Origin of the sequence: Bacillus sp. FSL R5-0585 (genome assembly GCF_038004545.1) — a bacterium.
Lineage (GTDB): Bacteria > Bacillota > Bacilli > Bacillales > Bacillaceae_G > Bacillus_A > Bacillus_A cereus.
On record NZ_JBBORJ010000003.1, the window covers coordinates 36,627 to 56,050 of the forward strand.

Here is a 19,424-nt window from a genome sequence, read left to right on the forward strand (position 1 = left end):
CTCAAGTAAACTCGAGCTCCTTTTCTTTATTAACCTTTAATTTTCTCGATGAAAACTACTTTTAAGTAGTCTCCTTCTTTAAATTGATCAATGGTACGGAAATCTTCTGGTAAAGAATGTTCTTCTAATATTTTATATTTGCCATTCATTTCTTTAAAGGCTGTATCGATAAAGCCTTTAAACTTTTTCATATCGAATGCGCTACAGTTTGTAGAAGCAACGATAATACCGTTATTTTCTGTAATAGCAATTGTTTCTTTTAATAAATTTTTATAATCTTTTGCTGCACTAAATGTATATTTTTTTGAGCGTGCAAAGCTTGGAGGATCAAGTACGACCATATCAAATTTCATTTTTTTCTTCGCTGCATATTTGAAGTAAAGAAATACATCTTCTACAATAATATCTTGCGCTTCATAATCCACTTCATTTACACTAAACTGCTCAATCGTTTTACTTAAACTACGATTTGCAAGGTCAACACTCGTCGTTTTACTCGCTCCGCCAAGAGCTGCAAATACAGAGAAAGCACCTGTATAAGAGAACATATTTAACACTGTTCTTCCTTTTGCATATTTATCACGAATTTGTTTTCGAACGTTACGTTGATCTAAAAATACCCCAACCATTGCCCCATCATTTAAATAAACCGCAAAGTTTACACCGTTCTCTTTTACGATAAGTGGGAACTCGCCGCGCTCTCCTGCTACGAAATCATCCCCCTCAATATATTTCCCTTTCGTATCAAAACGCTTTTTCTCATAAATACCTTTAAAGTTTGCTACTTTTTGAAGAGCGGCTATAATCTCGTCTCTGAAAGTGTAAATCCCTTCACTATACCAACTTACTACGTAGTAGCCATCATAATAATCGATAATTAGTCCTCCAAGACCATCACCTTCACCATTCACCACACGGAATGCTGTCGTATCACTTGATTTGTAAAATTGCTTTCGTTTATGTAAGGCAGATTTGATTTTACTTTCAAAGAAAGATTGATTAATTTGTTCACTCTCTTTTCTCGTTAAAATCCAGCCGTATCCTTTATTTTGTTTTCCATAATAGCCTTTTCCGATAAATTGGTTCTTCTCATCTACTACTTTAATGATTGTTCCTTCTTCACGAACATCATTTAAATTTTGAATCGCATCTTTTAAAATAAGCGGATATCCACTTTTAATTTCTTTTATAAATTTCGGTTTTATTTTTACAGTTACTTCTGATCGCATATAATAACTTCCTTTCCATTTGCATGCTTTCTCTACAGGAAGCATTTAAAAAACGAGACTGAAAAAACAGCCTCGTTTCACTATACCATATTATTGCTTTGCTAGTACAACTCGCTCATTCTCACACTTAACCGCCACATATTTACTACATTTTGAACCGGAAATCTTACTGTCCAATATAATATAAAAAACTTTTATATTTCACATTTAGCATTGACAATGATAATGATTTTCATTATCATTTAATGTATATGAGTTCTCGAAAATAAAGGCTATATTTAATAGGAGGAATAAACATGATTATTGTTACAAATACAGCTAAAATTACAAAGGGAAATGGACATAAATTAATTGAGCGTTTTAATAAAGTAGGTAAAGTTGAAACGATGCCAGGCTTTTTAGGTCTAGAAGTTCTTTTAACGCAAAATACAGTTGATTATGATGAAGTAACAATTAGCACTCGCTGGAATGCAAAAGAAGATTTCCAAGGTTGGACAAAGAGCGCTGCATTTAAAGATGCTCACTCACATCAAGGCGGAATGCCAGAATATATTCTTGATAATAAAATTGCTTACTATGATGTAAAAGTTGTACGTATGCCAATGGCTGCAGCACAGTAAAAACAGTCCTTTTTTAAAGTATAGAATATGAGAAGCGTTATCTATCACTTCTCATATTCTATACTTTTTTCTTTAATTTCTTTTTACTAATTTTGCGTGTACAACTAGCCTTCCAGCCTCTGGATCAAGCGCATAGTCACAAGTAGAAAGTGTTACGATTTCATCATTAGCCGTCAATTCCGTATCCGTTTTGTACAGTGATTTTTCTTGAATTTCCTTTAAGAACGATGTATATGCTGCATCATTTTCAAAATCCGTTTCAATGTAATAAAAGTCCGTTGTTGTCGTGTATACTGAAAAAACTTCCACGTCGTATCCTTCAAATAATGTATCGTAATATAATTTATGATGAGACATAAAAAAGTCTTCATCCAACATCTTTTTTAAACTACCAAACATAGAACCGTCTTTCATACGATGGCCATATAAAATCGTATTTCGATTTTGAGATTTCACATCATTACGATGGTCCATAAAAATGCTTCCCGCTCTCATATCTTCACCTTTATAATTACGAAATAAATAGTAATCATTATCTTTTGCTTGAACGATTGGATAATTAATTTGTGTATCATCCATCGTAATCCATCCGACTATCTCTGGATTAATTTTCTGGAGATCCTGAAACTGTTTACGTACCTCTCCATCTTCTGATTTTTCTTCCATTGGACTTCTTTTATAAATATGTTGTGCCTCAGCCATTACTTTACGATTTTCATAATAATCCATGAAAATCCCGCCCAACTCATACATTGAATAGAAAAAGATTCCTAAAAACACAATTGTAAGTATGCGTTGAAAAAAAGAATTCTTTTTCCGTCCTTTCTTACTATTCAAATTATCACCTCAAAACGGATTATGCTCAGCCTTTAGATTCCCATAGGTACCATGTACAATCCGGTATCTTCATCCTGCTTTACAATGACATCTACACCATATATTGCTTTAACCATTTCTTCTGTTATTACATCATTAGGATTACCTTTCGTAATGATTTCTCCATCTTTCATAACGATAATATGGTCGCTATAACGAATGGCTTGATTAATATCATGTAATACCATTACAATCGTTAGTCCATGCACTTCATTTAACTCTTTCACTAACTCTAATATTTCTAGCTGATAGTAAATATCTAAATATGTGGTCGGCTCATCTAAGAAGAGCATTGGTGTATTTTGAGCTAATGTCATTGCGATCCAAACTCGCTGCCTCTCTCCACCAGATAAAGCATAAATTGGCTTATCACGCTTACTTTGTAAATTCGTACATACTAGCGCAAGCTCAATCGCTTCTCTATCTTCATCTGTTTGCGGAGAGAATATATTTTTATATGGCATACGCCCGAAGCTTATTAGCTTTTCCACTGTAATATCTGCTGGAGCCTCATTTTGTTGATGGACAACCGCTAGTTTTCTAGCAAACTCTTTCGGTTTATATTCACTAATCGCTTTCCCATCAAGTATTACTTCTCCACTGCTAGGAGCGTGGTTTCTAGACATGACACTAAGTAATGTTGATTTCCCACATCCATTCGGTCCAATGATTGTTGTAATTTTTCCAATTTCTATTTCACTACTAACAGACTTTAATCGATTTGTTACGTTATCGTATGAAAAGGTTACATTTTTAATTTCCATGAACTTTATCACTCTTTCTAAGCAAGAATATTAAGAATGGACCACCAATAACCGCCATAATTGTTGCTGCTGGAATTTCGTTAGGTGGCACAATTAACCTTCCAATCGTATCTGCCGTCAAAATTAATAACGCCCCTGCAAGAGCAGAAAATGGAATTAATACTTTATGGTCTGAACCGACTAATTGTCTTGAAATATGCGGAACTAGTAATCCTACAAAAGCAATAACACCTGCAATCGCTGTTGATACTGCCGCTAAGAGTACTGCAATGGCAGAAATAATAAGACGAACTCTCGTCACGTGCAAGCCTAAGTTTTTCGCAGTCTTATCTTGTAGCGATAATAAGTTACACCAAGCTCCTACGAACAGAGCAAGAATAAGACCAACCGTTCCATAAGTCACCATTATTTCTACATCGCCCCATGTCTTCATTGTTATGTTAGAAGTCGTCGTTTGCTTAATACTCTTAATAAAATACCCACAAATCGTAACGAATGATTCATTTAATCCAGTAAACATCGCATTAATGGCAATACCAATTAAAATAATGCGAAGCGGGCTTAACCCTGACTTCCATGAAAACGAATAAACGAGATAACACGCAAACGCACCACCTAAAAAGGCGAATACGGGTGTCCAGAAAAAGAATTGCGGGAACAACGTAATAATAACGAGTGTCATAAAACTTGCTCCTGAAGATATACCGATTACCCCAGCATCAGCGAGTGGATTTTTCATAACAGCTTGAAAAAGCACACCTGAAACAGCGAGAGCCGCTCCAGTGAACAACGCAATAATAATACGCGGAAAACGTAAATCTTTAATGACTTCAACATCTTCATTTCCACCTGTAAATATCCCTTGTACAAGTTCAACAATACCTACTTCTAAACTACCTTTCATCGCTGACAATGATGTCATAACAATAAGCAATGCAGTAACAATGAGGAAACTCCAAGTTTTTTTATTCATTCTACTCTTCCTTTATATTAAAATGCATCACGGATACATCATTTTTTTCAATTCATCTAATGCTTCAATTGCTGCTAAGTTACCTGTCGTTCCAAATAAACGCTCTTCTAAATCGTAAACACGGTTATTTTTAACCGCAGCAAAGTGTTTCCAAATATCATTTGTTTTAAATTCTTTATCAAACATTTTTACAACTTCATCAGGCATACCATGAGCTGCTCGTAAAATAATATCTGGATCAGCTTTCTTTAAATACTCTGTATTAGAAGCTAAATATTCTACTTGTTCACCTTGTACAATATTTTTACCACCTAGTTGTTTCACTAAATCTCCAATATAAGAATGCTCTGTTGCTACTAAATAACTTCCCGGCACACCTAATAAAATAAGCACTGTCGGTTCTTTCTTTCCTTTTACTTCTTTTTGAATGCTAGCAACCTTTTTATCTAATTTAGTTACTACTGCTTCGGCCTGTTTTTCACGCCCATATTTCTTACCTAAATCGCTAATAGAACTTTGCATATTTTTCAAACTCGTTAAATCTAAAAAGTTTGCTTTCATACCCACACCATCAAAAACTGGCTTTAATTCATATTCAAGTGTTGTCACAGATAACACTTCTGAAGGCTTTAATGACTTTACCTTTTCCATATCTGGACTCATTGGATTCCCAACTTCAGGTAAACCTTTATATCTCTTCGGTAAAGTTTTAGAACTTGTTGGAACGCCGACTAAATCTACTTCTAACGCATCCATAATTTCAGTAACAGCCACTGTTGTTGCAACGACGCGCTCTTTACTTTCACTCTTTACCTGCTTTGCTGATTCTTTTTTTGGTGATGAGCACCCGGCTATACTCATTAACAAAATGATAGCCATTAGTACACTTGCAATTTTCTTCACTCTCAATCACCACTCCTTTCCATACAATATGAAACAAGTCTTGATGCACGCGAACATGCATCAAGACTCCAAAAATTACAATCTACCTGCTCTATATTTACGAACTAGTAAAGCAAGTGAACCTAGCAGTAACACCATGTATAAACCAAGTTGTGCTGTATCTGCAGTTTTTGAGTTTTTCTCTTTTTTCGAATCATTTTTTGTATCTTCTTTTTTCTTGTGACCATCTGCATTTCGATTAAAATCAGGAGTACCTACTGTTTTTACATTATCTACTTTCGGTGTAGTCACTGGATTTTTCGGTTCCTCTTTAATAGTTCCTAACGCGCCGATATTATTTGTATCAAATTGAATTTGTACATCGTAGAAATGATGGTAGTTCATCTCATCGATGTCTACCTTTACTTTTGCGTTTAATTTTTTAAATAGATCTTCTACTTCAAACTGTACTACTCGCGTATTTGCATTTTTATCTTCGCTTACTACTTTCGCATCAGCGAATAGTTCATTGTTTTCCGCTTGGAATTTCGTAATCCACGCACTATTTTTCAGCGTCATCTCAATATATTTTTTACCATCTTTTACGATTAATTTCGCTGGATTTACAACATAGTCATGCATCTTTGAAATCTCATCTGTTTTATCTTTTAATACTTTAAATGTAATATCATATTGGCCATCTACTAAATTTTTCGGATCAACTATTACCCTCGGTTTATTATTTTCATCTTGGTTGTTGTTTCCACCTTGGTTGTTGTTTCCGCCTTGGTTGTCGTTTCCGCCTTGGTTGTCGTTTTCGCCTTGGTTGTCGTTTTCACCTTGGTTGGTGTTTTCACCTTGGTTATCTAACGGCTTAATGCTACCTTTATCAAATGCAAATTGAATATCGTAAAAATGGTGATAATTCATTGAATCGATATCTACTTTTACTTTTGCATTTAACTTTTTCGATAAATCTGGTACTTCTACTTCCACTACGCGTGTATCAGTTTTTTTATCTTCACTTATTACATTTGCATCAATAAACGAACCATTTTTCTCAAATTCAAATTTTGTAATCCAAGAACTGTTCGTTAACGTAAATGATACATACTTCTTACCATCTTTTACTTTTAGCACACCTGGACTTTTTGTATATGTGTTCATCATTGAAATTTCGTCTGTTTGATCTTTTAATGCTTTAAAATTGATGCTGTATTCACCATCTTTAATTGTTTCAGCATCTGTTTTTTTATTTTCATCTGGTTTTTCTACTTCTGGTTTTTCTGCTTCCGGTTTTTCTACTTCTGGTTGTTTCTCTTCATTTTTAATTTGTTCATGTTTATCTTGTTCAAATAAAAGTTGTACATCATGCGTTTGCTTATAATTTCTTGATGCCATTTCGATAAATACTTTTGTATTTAGTTTTTTAGATAAATCGTTTACTTCAAACTCTACTACTCTTGTATCTTTTTCCTTATCCTCACTCACTACTTTTGCATCAACAAATGCGCCATCTTTTTCCGTTTGGAAATTTTTAATTAATGAGCTACTTTTTAGTGTTACAATTGCTTTTTTCTTACCGTCTTCTACTTTTAATACTCCTGGATTTACCATGTAACTATTCATCTTAGATTCTTCATCTGTTTGATCTTTTAACACTTTAAATGGAATGCTGTACGCACCATCTGTAATTGTGTTAGAATTTGGTTGTTGATCTGGGTCAGGCTTTTGGTCGGGCTTCTGACCTGGATCGGTAGTTTCATTTGGATCTGGCTTATTAGCTGGGTCCTCTTTTTCATTTGGTTTTTCTACATGAATTGGTGTAATGCTATTTTGATCAAATGCAATACGAACGTCGTACTCATGATGATAATTTAAAAAATCAATATCTACTTTTACTTTTGCATTTAATACCTTTTCTACATCTTCTACATCAAATTCTACTACTCTTGTATCTTTTTCTTTATCTTCACTAATTACATTTGTCGCAACTAGCTTACCTGCTTTTTCTGTTTCAAACTTCGTAATCCATGAACTATTCGTTAATGTAAAGGATACTTTCTTTTTCCCATCCTTCACTTTTAAAGTTCCCGGACTTACTGAATATTGATTCATCATCGATTCTTCATCTGATGTATCTTTTAAAACTTTGAAGCCAATTGAATATTCACCGTCAGCCAACTTGGTAGCTGCTTGAACTGCAAGTGGTTGTAATGTTGATACGAATGTAAATATCATTAAAAACATAGCAACAATAATTTTTGTATACCTGTTCAATGGAACGACTCTCCCTTTTGAAAATTATTTAATACTGTTCCCATCAAATACAAAGCGAATATCATACGAAGCATTATAATTAATAATTGGAATATTAATTTTCACCTTGCCATTTAGTTTTTTTGACAAGTCAGCAACTTCAAATTCTACTACTCTAGTATTATCTTTTTTGTTTTCACTTAACACGTTTGTTTCTACAAATTGACCATCTTTTTCTACTTGGAAACTTTTAATAGAAGCACTATCTTTCACTTTAAATGAAACGTATTGTTTTCCATTTTTAACTGTTAATGTTGCTGGGCTTTCAAAATAACTATTCATTCTAGACGATTCATCTTTATCGCCTTTCCATACAGTAAAAGCAATATTATATTTTCCATCAGCTAGTTTTGTAGCAGCCTTTGCATCTTGTAAACCTAGTGTTGCGATAAATGTAAATAAAACAGCAAATACGGCAATAATCATTTTAAATTGTTTAAACATATATTCATCACCCTTCAAAAGATTTATTTACTCAATTTCACTTTACGAATTAAGAAAGCACCTGAAATAAGAATTAACGCTGCAAACAATCCAATACGTGCTTCATCGCCTGTTTTTGGGTTATCTGTTTTTTCAGCTTTTCCATTTTCATTTTTTGTTTCTTTATTCACTTCTTTAGCTGTTTCCTTACTCTCTACTTTTGTTTTCTCTTCTTTTACTTGTGTATCTGTTTTCGCTTGATCATTATTTTTTGTTGTAGCAGCTACGCCATTATCGCCACCTACAGCTTTTACATTTGCATCAAATGCAAAACGAATTGTGTAGTGGTGGTCATAGTTTGCACTTGGTACAACAACATGAATTTTTACAGCTGCCGGTTTGGATAAATCATCTACTTTAAACTCTACTGTTCTTTTATCTGCCGATTCATCTTTACTAACAACTTTCGCATCAACAAAATTTCCGTTCTCTGGTGCTTTAAATTCTGTAATCCAAGCACTATGATTCATCGGAACTTGTACTCTCATCTCACCGTTTTTCACTATTAATTTTGCCGGCTTTTCAAAATAGTCATTTGCCATTGAAGCTGAATCATTTTCCGCTTTTTGAATTACGTAATTAATATCGTAAGTACCATCAGCTAGTTTTGCTGAAGCATTCCCGTATGGCATTACAAGAAAAGCTAGCATACATACGAACGTTATAATAAAAGCGGGTAATACAGAAACCTTTTTCATTTTTCTTGTTTCCTCCTTGGTTATCTTTCATTTCATTTTTTCCGAAAATGATAATTATTCTCAATTCATAAGAAAAAAATAATATCTTCTACCTATTATTTAATTAGCATTCTTTTATGTAACATAAGCGTTATTGATTATCATTCTCATTTAATATTAAAAATAATATCTCACCCTATTCCTTATACGAAGGCATAGAAACTGAGAAAAAATGATAAAACGTATTTATTGATTATCATTCTCAATGTAAGCCAAAAAAAATAAACTTTCTCTTCTCCTCTTCTTTCACCTCTTTCCATAACAACACTATAGTTATAGAAACCCCGTTTCCCTCACTTCCCTTCCAATATTTCCACAACTAAGTCAATCTTAGCCTACTCATAAATTTTTTGTCAACTATATTACGTATAAAATTTTTAATATCTAAATTTCTCTATATGCGGCTTTTTTTACAAAAAAAGAGACTTTCTATTATAGAAAGCCTCTTTTCTCTATTTTTCTACAGCAATTTCCTGCTTTTGAAACTTAGAAACTATATAACCAAATCCTATACCGATTATGCCTGGAACTAACCAACCAATTCCTACACTATATAATGGAATCTTATCTAAAATAGGTGCTAGCGCTGCAATTTGAAGGTTTGCATTGTGTAACCCATCAAAGAAACTTATTGCAAATGCTCCTACAATCCCGCCCACATACATCGCTAATGGAAGACGAACGTAGTTTTCAACAAGTGATAATACGATAAGTACGATTCCAATTGGATAAATTGCGATTAAGATTGGTAATGCTAATGCATTTAACTGAGTTAACCCAAGGTTTGCTACCATAAATGCTAATACACAGAAAATGAAAACGACTTTTTGATAAGAAAGCTTTGGTAATAAAGAAGAGAAGTAATCACCACAAGCTGCAACAATACCTACAGAAGTTGTTAAACATGCTGCTGTAATTGCGATCCCTAGTAATAAAGTTCCGTAGCTACCAAATAAATGATTCACGACATTTGTTAAAATAATTCCTCCGTTTGCGCCCATTCCAAGTGACACACTAGAAGCTCCAAGATAAGCAAGTGCTAAATAGACAAGTAGTAGACCTAGCGCTGCAATAAATCCCGCAAAGATTGTTACTTTTGCAATACTGTTTTTATTTGTAATGCCTTTTTCTTTTAACGCATGAATTACAACATTTCCGAATACCAGTGCTGCAAGTCCATCTAAAGTTAAATATCCATCAATAAATCCTTTAAAGAGAGGAGCACTATACGCTTCTGTCGGTGCACCAAATTCTCCAATTGGTGTAATAAGTGCTTTACCTACGATAATTGCAATAACAGCTAATAATATTGGAGTTAGCACTTTACCAATACGACCCACTAATTTCGAAGGGTTTAAAGCTAAATAGAAAGTTACGGCAAAGAAAATGAATGTAAAGATAACAAGTGGATACGATTGACCAGCTATGTCACTTGGTAAAAACGGTGCGACACTCATTTCATAAGCAACAGTTCCTGTACGCGGCACACTTACGAATACGCCTAAACATAAATAAATTGCAGTGATAAAAACAAGTGCGAATATAGGGTGCACACGCCCTGCTAGCTCATTTATATCTCCCTTTAAAGCTATAACAATAACTCCTAATAAAGGTAATCCAACACCCGTTACGATAAAACCAAACAATGCGATCCATACATCTGTTCCAGCCCCTTGTCCTAATGCTGGTGGAAAAATCATATTACCCGCACCGAAAAATAGTGCAAATAACATTAAACTTATTGCAAACATCTCAGAAAACTTTAAAGATGATTTCATTTCTACTAACCTCCTAAATAATTATAAATTAACAAAATATTCTGAATTGAAATCCGTCACATATCCTCTTTCAAGCATACTTCCCCGTAAAAGAACGCAAAAAACACCCGTCCCTAACAAAGGGACGAGTGTTGAAATCGTGGTTCCACCCTTATTCTAATAAAATGAATTTATAACGAAATAAGCTCATTTTATAGCTCGTGTAAATTGATAACGGTTTTATCCGCCAAGAATTACAATGCATCATGTATGCAGTTCACTCTTGAAGTTTAGAGGTGGTAAGCTTGTCTTTTCGTATTAGGAAGCTCACAGCCTAAGGCTTCCCTCTCTGAGAATCGTAAAATACAACTCATGTCCTCATCATTACTTTTATAAAATATCTTGTCGAAACTTGTTGTTTTTTATTATATGGGCTATTTTTTAAAAAATCAATAGTTTTATTTTTTCTGACAAAAAAATATAGGGAGAAAATTTCCCCTCCCTATAACTGCCCTATTAAAATTTCTAACTCTTCAGCTGTAACGCTCCGCCACTTTCCAACTTCAAGCTCATTTAGCTCTATATTCATAATGCGTACTCGCTTTAGCTTTATTACAGTAAATCCGAAAGCACGACTCATTCTACGAATTTGCCTGTTCATTCCTTGCGTTAAAACGATACGAAATGTTGATTGATCGACTCTTGTCACTTTGCACGGCTTCGTCATTCCATCTTTAATCTTTACACCGCGGGACATCTCATCAATAAACCAGTCCGTAAAAGGTTTATCGACTGTGACAACATATTCTTTCTCGTGCTCATGATCACCGTGTAAAATTTGATTCGCAATGCCGCCGTCATTCGTTAATAAGATAAGTCCTTCCGATGCTTTATCTAATCGCCCAACTGGAAAGATTCGCTCTGGGTAATTGATATAATCAATAATATTATCTTCAATATGATCGGCTGCTGTACAAGTAATTCCGACTGGTTTATGAAATGCGATATACACTTTTTCTTTCTCTTCTTTTACAATAACTTGCCCATCAATCGTTACCCTATCACCATCGCTTACGAGTGCACCGTGCGTACATATTTCGCCGTTAATAGCCACGCGTCCAGCTTTAATGAGACGATCTGTTTCACGTCTGGAGCATGATTTTGCTTCGCTTATGTATTGGTTGATTTTCATGTTCTATTCCTTTTCACATATATTAAAAGCGTCAATCTATGGCAATATCATTCTGCCACGATTGACGCTTTTTCACTTCGCAAAAACAACTAAATAAATAACCCCAATCACCAAAAATATTCCACAACAAGCTAACAATACTTTTGCAAGTTTGTCCATAAACATATAATGGTTTCCCCTTTGTTTCGTTGTTTTCTATTTTAATTCGACAACTGTTACGCCTAGGCCTCCCTCGCCCATGTCACCGTAACGGAAGGTTTTTACACCGCGATGCTTCTTCAAGTAATCTTGTACACCTTGGCGAAGTGCTCCTGTCCCCTTACCGTGAATAATTGATACGCGAGGATAGCTTGCAAGCTGGGCATCGTCTAAGTATTTCTCAACGCGCGCCATTGCATTTTCAAATCGTTCACCACGAAGGTCAAGTTCTAATGAAACATGATAGTCTCTACCTTTTACCGTTGCAACTGCTTTTTTCTCTGTTTGCTTCGGTGTGTTAATGTATTCCATATTAGATTCTTTCACTTTCATCTTCAGAATACCGATTTGTACGCTCCACTCTGTATCGCTTACTTTTTCAAGTAGTTGACCTTTTTGACCGAACGTTAATACTTTCACTTCATCACCTGCACGTAACTGTTGTTTCGGTGCAGTATTTTTCACATTTACTTTTTGTTTCTTAACAAGCTCTGGCGCTGCGCCTTCTAGACGACTCTTCGCTTCAATTAGCTCGTGGTCTTTCACATTTGCAAGCTGTGCTTTACGCAATTGACGAAGTTCTTGAATAATGCCTTCTGCTTCTTTCTTTGCAGCTTCGACTTTTTCTTCTCCTTCTTTTTGCGCTTTTAATAATCGTTCATCACGATCTTCGTTAAATTCAATGATTTGACGTTGTAATTCACGATGCAGTTTTTCAGATTGTTTGCGAAGTGCTTCTGCTTCGTTCCAGTCACGCTCTGCGTTCTTCTGGCTTTCTTCTAACTTCGCAATCATATTTTCAATTTTATTCGTATCTGTACTAATGTGGTTGCGTGCTTGGTCAATAACGCGATCAGATAATCCAAGACGTTTCGAAATTTCAAAGGCATTACTACGGCCTGGTACACCGATTAATAATTTATAAGTTGGACTTAATGTATTTACATCAAACTCAACACTCGCATTAATAACTTGCTCACGGTTATATCCGTATGCTTTTAATTCTGGATAATGCGTCGTTGCAACAACGCGAGCACCGCGATTACATACTTCATCTAAAATTGAAATGGCAAGTGCAGCCCCTTCCTGTGGGTCTGTTCCAGCACCTAATTCATCGAATAAAACTAAGCTTTCAAAATCAGCTTTTTCTAAAATATCAACGATGTTCACCATATGTGAGGAGAACGTACTTAAACTCTGTTCAATCGATTGCTCATCACCGATATCAGCAAAGATATTTTTGAATACACAAATCTCTGACTCATCCATTACTGGAATGTGAAGGCCAGATTGCGCCATTAACACACAAATACCAACTGTTTTCAGCGTAACTGTTTTACCACCTGTATTCGGTCCTGTAATAACAATTGTCGTGAAATCTTTACCTAACATAATGTTATTTGGCACGATTATTTCTGGATCGATAAGCGGATGGCGTGCTTGTCTTAAGTCCATGTAACGCTCGTTATTTACAATCGGCTTTGTCGCTTTAATTCGCTTCGCATAAAAAGCTTTCGCAAAGATGAAATCAAGATTTGCAACTACTTCTACGTTTGATAAAACGATATCCGCTTCTACTGCCACTTCTTCTGTTAACATTAATAAGATGCGTTCGATTTCTTGTTTTTCTTTCACACGTGCTTCTTGCAGTGCATTATTTAATTCTACAATGACTTGTGGCTCAATAAATAACGTTTGTCCAGAAGCCGATTGATCGTGAACAATACCACCATATACGCCGCGATATTCTTGTTTTACTGGGATTACGTAACGTTCGTTACGAATCGTTACAATCGAATCAGACAGCATCTTTTGCGCGTTTGAAGAGCGCGTCATATTTTCTAACTTTTCACGAATACGACTTTCCGCAGTACGAATTTGAGTACGAATACCACGCAGTTTATCACTTGCGCTATCGACTACTTCACCGCCGTCACCGATGCAATTTGTAATTTTCTTTTCTAAATCATATAAAGATACAATTTGAGCGACGTGAGTTTCTAAAATCGGAAGCTCGACACCGTTATCAGCCATATCTTCAATGAAGCGTTTCATATTACGACTACCATACATCGTATTTGCAATATCAAGTAATTCATTTGGACTTAACATACTCCCAATTTTTGCACGCTTCACATTTGAGCGAATATCCGTAATACCACCTAATGGTGCACTACCTTTTAAACGAATAACTTTCGCTGCTTCATCCGTTGTATCTTGCATTTCTACAATTTCTTCAAAATCAGTGCTCGGCACTAAATGCTTCACTTTGTCACGACCAAGTGAAGATGCTGTATGTTCAAGTAATTGTTCTTTTACTTTATTGTATTCTAATACACGCAACGTTCTTTCTAACATGTTGCAGGTCCCCCTTGCGTTACTTATTACGTTTAATATAGTCTAATAAACGTTCAATATCCCATGTGTTAATCACGTTATCTTTTTGAATCCAACCTTTACGTGCTGCTGCTACACCTGTTTCCATATCTTCCAACATTTCAAGTGTATGAGCATCTGTATTAATCGCTACTTTTACACCAGCATCTTGTGCTTGTTTTAATAATTTCGCGCTTAAATCTAGACGGTTCGGATTCGCATTTAATTCTAAAACTGTATTTGTCTCTTTTGCGAGTTCAATTAATAAATCTGTATCTACATCATAACCCTCACGGCGCCCGAGAAGACGTCCTGTCGGATGAGCAATCATTGTGACATGTTTATTCTCAAGTGCAGTACGCAGACGCTTCATGATCGTTTCACGGTCTTGTGAGAAGCTAGAGTGAATCGCTCCAATGACATAGTCTAATTCTTCTAATACTTCATCATCAAAATCAAGCGAGGCATCTGGTAAAATGTCCATTTCAATTCCGCGTAAAATTGTAATGTCTGGATACTTTTCATTCATACGTTCAATTTCTTTTGCTTGCTCACGAAGACGCTCTTTCGTTAAACCATTCGCTACTTTTAAGTATTGCGAGTGATCAGTAATCGCCATAAACTTATATCCACGAGCACGGCACGCTTGTACCATTTCTTCAATAGAAAAAGCACCGTCACTCCAAGTTGTATGCATATGTAAATCACCTTGTATATCGGAAAACTGAATTAAGTTCGGATACTCTTTAATTAATTCAATTTCTTTTCCATCTTCACGCACTTCTGGCGGAATAAATGGTAGACCGAAATGAGCAAAGAAGTCTTCTTCAGTCTCAAATGTTTTCACTTCACCTGTTTCTAAGTTCTCTACACCGTACTCACTAATTTTCTCGCCTTTATCTTTTGCGATTTGACGCATTTTTACGTTATGGTCTTTTGATCCTGTGAAATGGTGAAGTGTTGTAATAAACTCTTCTGGTTTTACTAAGCGGAAATCGATTGAAATATCATATTCATATTGAAGACGAACAGAAACTTTCGTATCCCCACTTGCGATTACCTCAATCATATTATCGAATTGTAGTAAATGCTCACGTACCGCTGCTGGTTCTGTCGTTGCAATGATAAAATCTAAATCTTTCACTGTTTCACGAACACGGCGCAAACTACCAGCGCGAGAGAAACGAATTACTTCAGCAATATTCGACAATTTCTCCTCTATTTCCCCGGCAATAGGCAATACCATCGCAATTGGTAAACGCTCTGGACGAGAGCCTACTTGATCGATTGCTTCTAATATTTTCTCTTCTGTCTTCTTACCGAAACCAGCTAAAGCTTGTACTTTATTTTCCTCACAAGCAGCTTTTAACGTCTCCATATCAATAACGCCTAGCTCTTTATATAACTTAGCCACCTTTTTACCACCAAGACCTGGTAGTTTTAATAACGGCAATAAGCTACTTGGTACTTCTTTTTCAAGTTCTTGTAATACTTCAGATGTTCCCGATTCTATATATTCTTGAATAACGGCTGCTGTTCCTTTTCCGATGCCCGGAATCTTTGTGAAATCTTCAATCTCAGAAAGACTACGATCGTCACTTTCTAATGCTGCTGCCGCTTTACGAAATGCAGATATTTTAAATGGATTCGCACCCTTTAGTTCCATAAAAAGCCCGATTGTCTCTAATAATTTGATAACTTGTTTTTTATTTACTTTCATCATTACCCCGCCTTTCTTTCATAGAAAAAAACTTCTCTTTCCGAAAAAAGAGAAGTTATACTCTGCTACCTGTCTGCCATAGTTCCTTCACCTTTTCAGATAGAATCGGTGTATCGTCTACAATTATTTTGCTAATTGATGATTTTTGTAATGGTGTTTGTACTTGTTCAATCGGAAGAATGTTTCCAATGATAATTAAGACAAACAAAACAATATATACTTCTAAAAATCCGAGGATTGCCCCCGCAAACGCATTTACTTGCTTTAAAACCGGTATTTCTGCAAACATATTTAACAAATTACCAAGTAATGAAAGTGCTATTTTTGTAATAATAAACAATATGATAAACGCAAGCGCTTGATAAAATACTGTCTCAATATTATTTGCATCAATCCATTCTGGAACAGATACGTTTTTATCAAATGGATACGGAATAAATTTCGCAAGTGCTGGCGCTAAATCTTTACAGTACCAGTATGCAACAAGGTATGCGATAATAAAGCTTGTTAACTTTACAAGTTGCAGAATAAACCCTCTGCGTAAGCCGAGGAAAAATCCCATAACAAGCAGTAAAATGATAATAATATCAATCATGTTATTCCATTCCTTTTTTTGTCATACTTTCTTTCAATTTCTCATGTTCTTCTTTTAATTTTATGTAATCGTGTATGACGTTTACCGCCGTCAATACCGCTAGTCTACTCGTGTCAAGCGAAGGATTCTTGGCATTGAGTTCGCGCATTTTATCATCCACAATCGCTGCTACCATGCGGATATGACTTGTACTTTCATCGCCAACAACTGAATATTGCTGACCATAGATTTCTACATTAATTCGACTTTTCTTTCCCTTTTGTTGTGACAACTCACCGGCCTCCAATCACGTACAGAATCCTAAAGTTTATCATACCATGAACCTTCATAATATGGAAACAGAAAGAACAATCCGATATGATAAAAATAACAATATAAAAAAAGGGGCGACCATTATGTCAAATTCTATCGTAATTCAAACAAATTCTACAGTAATTGAAGACATGAAACAACAATATAAACATTCGCTTAGCCCGAAAATTCCGCAAGGCGGTATCTTTATGGCTAAGGTGCCATCTTGCACGATTACAGCGTATAAATCTGGAAAAGTAATGTTCCAAGGAGGCCGCGCTGAAGCAGAAGCTTCTCGTTGGCAAACTGTCTCTCACGCGTCGAAAACAGCTGTAAAAAAATCTGTCGATTCCCATCGTTATGCGCCGCCTACTTCCATCAGTACAATGTCTATTGTAGGGTCTGATGAAGTTGGTACTGGTGATTTCTTTGGACCGATGACAGTCGTTGCTGTATATGTGGATGCGAAGCAAATTCCACTACTAAAAGAACTTGGTGTAAAAGACTCTAAAAACTTAAATGACGATCAAATTACTGCCATTGCGAAACAACTTCTACACGTTGTTCCTTACAGCTCTCTTGTCCTTCATAATGAAAAATATAACGAGCTATTTGATAAAGGCAACAACCAAGGTAAGTTAAAAGCCTTGCTACATAATAAAGCTATTACAAACTTATTAGCGAAAATGGCACCTACAAAACCTGAAGGCGTCTTAATCGATCAATTCACACAACCTGATACATACTATAAATATTTAGCAAAACAAAAACAGGTACAGCGTGAAAATGTTTATTTCGCTACGAAAGGTGAAAGCGTCCATTTAGCAGTAGCCGCTGCTTCTATTTTAGCTCGCTACTCATTCGTAAAACAATTTGACGAACTAAGTAAAAAAGCTGGTATGCCACTTCCAAAAGGTGCTGGTAAACAAGTTGATATCGCCGCTGCTAAATTAATTCAAAAAGTAGGTAAAGAAAGATTACCTGAGTTTGTAAAACTGCATTTTGCTAATACAGAGAAAGCGTTTCGCTTATTGAAATAGTATCGACAAAAACAGGGGCTTACAAACTCCTGTTTTTTGTTTCATGTGTTCTCGATTCAATGTAATTGCATTTACTATTTTCCTCTTCTAACTATATCGCTAAATTAACTCATTTTTAGTAATTCCCCTATAAAAAAGGAGAGCCGCCAAGACTCTCCCTTTTTTATATTAGCTTCGTTTCTGCTTCTTATTTGATGAAGATACTTTATGAGAACCCGTTTCATGTGTTGTTGTCCCTTGTCCTTCCACTTCTGGAGAACCTAGGATTGATCTTGAATGGTCTTTTTTCACTTTTTTACTCATTGCACTCACCCCCAAGGTTACTTTTTACTTAAGGGTAAAAAACTATTCAACATAATAATCTGAACATATACTCGCTACTCTTTTACTCTCGTGTTTGGTTTTCGCTTATGTCCCATAGACGCTTTGCTGCATCCTTATCCAAGGCAGCTTCAGACATTTCCCCTACTTGTTTATCGGCATAGTAATAACCACTCTGATTAGTAAATCCAGTTGATTCTGCTAGCCATACTAAAGTTTCAGCACCTTTCTCCGGCGTACGGGAGAAAGGTTTCATTGCTGCCATAGTTAAGCGAGCAGCTAGACCATTATCCTGGTTAAAATTTGTATTCACTAGCCCCGGGTCAAAGCTATAAGCACTAACACCCGTTCCCTCCAACCGCTGTGCCAATTCAGAGGTGAATAAAATGTTAGCTAGTTTTGTTTGTGCATAACGCATTGTAGGACCGCCCATGAACTTCTTAATACCGCGATACAGTTGTTCTGCATCTAGATCATCGAAATCAATTCCCTTTTTAGCCATTTTATGACCGTGAGATGCAGTGGTAATGACGCGAGCAGGAGCACTTTCTTTTAAACGCTCCAACAACAAATCTGTAAGTAAGAATGGACCTAAATGGTTTACCGCCCAGGTCATCTCCAAACCGTCCTCTGTAATTTGTCTTGTTTGAAATAAAGCACCCGCATTATTTACTAATATATCAATTCTCGGACATCTTTCTAAAATATTGGTAGCTACCTGGCGTATAGATTGTTGGGAAGACATATCAGCGAAAAATATATCTACCACTGCATTCCCATCCGTTATATTTTCAAGTTGAGTCATAACATCATTCGCTTTTGCTTCATTACGTGCAATGATTCCTAGCTTAGCACCGCTTTTTGCAAACACCTTAGCTGCCGCTAATCCAATACCACTTGTTGCACCAGTGATTACTATATACTTGTCACGCAATGTCCACTTTGTATGACTTGGAATTTCCCCCATTGTATAAAAACCCCTTCCCTATATAAATGTCGCATTCATTTTACTTATATATGAAGTGGGAATTGAACTATGAACAACATCTTT

General features: G+C 35.7%; 18 protein-coding genes and 1 other annotated feature. Of the genes, 2 read left to right on the forward strand and 16 right to left on the reverse strand.

Annotation, left to right across the window (positions count from 1 at the left end; translation table 11 throughout):
• Positions 1 to 29: 29 nt before the first annotated feature.
• Positions 30 to 1,229: a class I SAM-dependent rRNA methyltransferase gene (locus MKY38_RS28085; protein WP_001255971.1), complete on the reverse strand. Its 1,200-nt coding sequence runs from the start codon at positions 1,227 to 1,229 to the stop codon at positions 30 to 32.
• Positions 1,230 to 1,525: 296 nt separating this feature from the next.
• Between MKY38_RS28085 and isdG the strand changes: the two genes are divergently transcribed.
• Entirely contained in the window at positions 1,526 to 1,849 is a 324-nt protein-coding gene (gene isdG, locus MKY38_RS28090) for a heme oxygenase (RefSeq protein ID WP_000587818.1), read from the forward strand.
• 72 nt (positions 1,850 to 1,921) lie between these two features.
• Here isdG and srtB read toward each other — a convergent pair whose 3' ends face one another.
• From srtB to zapA, 13 genes are all read right to left on the reverse strand, one after another.
• Positions 1,922 to 2,686: a class B sortase gene (gene srtB / locus MKY38_RS28095; protein ID WP_137050172.1), complete on the reverse strand. Its 765-nt coding sequence runs from the start codon at positions 2,684 to 2,686 to the stop codon at positions 1,922 to 1,924.
• Between the two features lie 32 nt (positions 2,687 to 2,718).
• A complete protein-coding gene (locus MKY38_RS28100) occupies positions 2,719 to 3,489 on the reverse strand; it encodes an ABC transporter ATP-binding protein (RefSeq protein WP_078439441.1) in 771 nt (256 codons plus the stop codon).
• Positions 3,479 to 4,462: a FecCD family ABC transporter permease gene (locus MKY38_RS28105; RefSeq protein WP_078439440.1), complete on the reverse strand. Its 984-nt coding sequence runs from the start codon at positions 4,460 to 4,462 to the stop codon at positions 3,479 to 3,481. Before MKY38_RS28105 ends, MKY38_RS28100 begins: the two co-directional genes overlap by 11 nt.
• Before the next feature lie 27 nt (positions 4,463 to 4,489).
• Positions 4,490 to 5,371 (reverse strand): heme ABC transporter substrate-binding protein IsdE, encoded by an 882-nt coding sequence (gene isdE, locus MKY38_RS28110; RefSeq protein ID WP_002098036.1) that lies wholly within the window; start codon positions 5,369 to 5,371, stop codon positions 4,490 to 4,492.
• Positions 5,372 to 5,440: 69 nt separating this feature from the next.
• Entirely contained in the window at positions 5,441 to 7,624 is a 2,184-nt protein-coding gene (locus MKY38_RS28115; RefSeq protein WP_341050873.1) for an NEAT domain-containing protein, read from the reverse strand.
• Between the two features lie 24 nt (positions 7,625 to 7,648).
• Positions 7,649 to 8,107: an NEAT domain-containing protein gene (locus tag MKY38_RS28120; protein ID WP_330939730.1), complete on the reverse strand. Its 459-nt coding sequence runs from the start codon at positions 8,105 to 8,107 to the stop codon at positions 7,649 to 7,651.
• A 23-nt stretch (positions 8,108 to 8,130) separates the two neighbouring features.
• Entirely contained in the window at positions 8,131 to 8,844 is a 714-nt protein-coding gene (isdC, locus tag MKY38_RS28125) for a heme uptake protein IsdC (protein WP_000757953.1), read from the reverse strand.
• A 491-nt stretch (positions 8,845 to 9,335) separates the two neighbouring features.
• Positions 9,336 to 10,661, reverse strand: a complete 1,326-nt coding sequence (gene brnQ6 / locus MKY38_RS28130) for a branched-chain amino acid transport system II carrier protein BrnQ6 (protein ID WP_006926500.1) — start codon at positions 10,659 to 10,661, stop codon at positions 9,336 to 9,338.
• Positions 10,662 to 10,778: 117 nt separating this feature from the next.
• Positions 10,779 to 11,034 (reverse strand) — a binding site (T-box leader).
• 108 nt (positions 11,035 to 11,142) lie between these two features.
• Complete coding sequence (locus MKY38_RS28135) at positions 11,143 to 11,832, reverse strand: 23S rRNA pseudouridine(2604) synthase RluF (RefSeq protein ID WP_000700729.1); 690 nt, start codon at positions 11,830 to 11,832, stop codon at positions 11,143 to 11,145.
• A gap of 195 nt (positions 11,833 to 12,027) precedes the next feature.
• A complete protein-coding gene (locus tag MKY38_RS28140) occupies positions 12,028 to 14,388 on the reverse strand; it encodes an endonuclease MutS2 (protein WP_000893713.1) in 2,361 nt (786 codons plus the stop codon).
• 19 nt (positions 14,389 to 14,407) lie between these two features.
• On the reverse strand, positions 14,408 to 16,126 hold the full coding sequence (gene polX / locus MKY38_RS28145; RefSeq protein ID WP_000867517.1) for a DNA polymerase/3'-5' exonuclease PolX: 1,719 nt from the start codon (positions 16,124 to 16,126) through the stop codon (positions 14,408 to 14,410).
• 55 nt (positions 16,127 to 16,181) lie between these two features.
• The gene (locus MKY38_RS28150) at positions 16,182 to 16,721 is read right to left on the reverse strand and encodes a CvpA family protein (protein WP_000565412.1); all 540 of its coding nucleotides are present in this window, start codon (positions 16,719 to 16,721) and stop codon (positions 16,182 to 16,184) included.
• Between the two features lies 1 nt (position 16,722).
• Positions 16,723 to 16,992 (reverse strand): cell division protein ZapA, encoded by a 270-nt coding sequence (gene zapA, locus MKY38_RS28155; protein WP_000082701.1) that lies wholly within the window; start codon positions 16,990 to 16,992, stop codon positions 16,723 to 16,725.
• 124 nt (positions 16,993 to 17,116) lie between these two features.
• Here zapA and rnhC point away from each other — a divergent pair, with 124 nt between their 5' ends.
• Entirely contained in the window at positions 17,117 to 18,052 is a 936-nt protein-coding gene (gene rnhC, locus MKY38_RS28160; RefSeq protein WP_070180540.1) for a ribonuclease HIII, read from the forward strand.
• A 168-nt stretch (positions 18,053 to 18,220) separates the two neighbouring features.
• On the opposite strand, the gene MKY38_RS28165 is transcribed toward rnhC, so the two are convergent.
• Both MKY38_RS28165 and MKY38_RS28170 read right to left on the reverse strand, forming a co-directional pair.
• Positions 18,221 to 18,355, reverse strand: a complete 135-nt coding sequence (locus MKY38_RS28165; RefSeq protein ID WP_000039591.1) for a YuzL family protein — start codon at positions 18,353 to 18,355, stop codon at positions 18,221 to 18,223.
• 82 nt (positions 18,356 to 18,437) lie between these two features.
• Positions 18,438 to 19,340: an SDR family oxidoreductase gene (locus MKY38_RS28170; protein ID WP_000503915.1), complete on the reverse strand. Its 903-nt coding sequence runs from the start codon at positions 19,338 to 19,340 to the stop codon at positions 18,438 to 18,440.
• Between the last annotated feature and the right edge of the window lie 84 nt (positions 19,341 to 19,424).

What these genes read in the sequence shown, in the direction of transcription:
- MKY38_RS28085 (WP_001255971.1), bottom strand. Translation starts at nt 1,229, where the DNA reads ATGCGATCAGAAGTAACTGTAAAAATAAAACCGAAATTTATAAAAGAA.
- isdG (WP_000587818.1), top strand. Translation starts at nt 1,526, where the DNA reads ATGATTATTGTTACAAATACAGCTAAAATTACAAAGGGAAATGGACAT.
- MKY38_RS28100 (WP_078439441.1), bottom strand. Translation starts at nt 3,489, where the DNA reads ATGGAAATTAAAAATGTAACCTTTTCATACGATAACGTAACAAATCGA.
- MKY38_RS28105 (WP_078439440.1), bottom strand. Translation starts at nt 4,462, where the DNA reads ATGAATAAAAAAACTTGGAGTTTCCTCATTGTTACTGCATTGCTTATT.
- MKY38_RS28120 (WP_330939730.1), bottom strand. Translation starts at nt 8,107, where the DNA reads ATGTTTAAACAATTTAAAATGATTATTGCCGTATTTGCTGTTTTATTT.
- isdC (WP_000757953.1), bottom strand. Translation starts at nt 8,844, where the DNA reads ATGAAAAAGGTTTCTGTATTACCCGCTTTTATTATAACGTTCGTATGT.
- brnQ6 (WP_006926500.1), bottom strand. Translation starts at nt 10,661, where the DNA reads ATGAAATCATCTTTAAAGTTTTCTGAGATGTTTGCAATAAGTTTAATG.
- MKY38_RS28135 (WP_000700729.1), bottom strand. Translation starts at nt 11,832, where the DNA reads ATGAAAATCAACCAATACATAAGCGAAGCAAAATCATGCTCCAGACGT.
- MKY38_RS28140 (WP_000893713.1), bottom strand. Translation starts at nt 14,388, where the DNA reads ATGTTAGAAAGAACGTTGCGTGTATTAGAATACAATAAAGTAAAAGAA.
- polX (WP_000867517.1), bottom strand. Translation starts at nt 16,126, where the DNA reads ATGAAAGTAAATAAAAAACAAGTTATCAAATTATTAGAGACAATCGGG.
- MKY38_RS28150 (WP_000565412.1), bottom strand. Translation starts at nt 16,721, where the DNA reads ATGATTGATATTATTATCATTTTACTGCTTGTTATGGGATTTTTCCTC.
- rnhC (WP_070180540.1), top strand. Translation starts at nt 17,117, where the DNA reads ATGTCAAATTCTATCGTAATTCAAACAAATTCTACAGTAATTGAAGAC.
- MKY38_RS28165 (WP_000039591.1), bottom strand. Translation starts at nt 18,355, where the DNA reads ATGAGTAAAAAAGTGAAAAAAGACCATTCAAGATCAATCCTAGGTTCT.
- MKY38_RS28170 (WP_000503915.1), bottom strand. Translation starts at nt 19,340, where the DNA reads ATGGGGGAAATTCCAAGTCATACAAAGTGGACATTGCGTGACAAGTAT.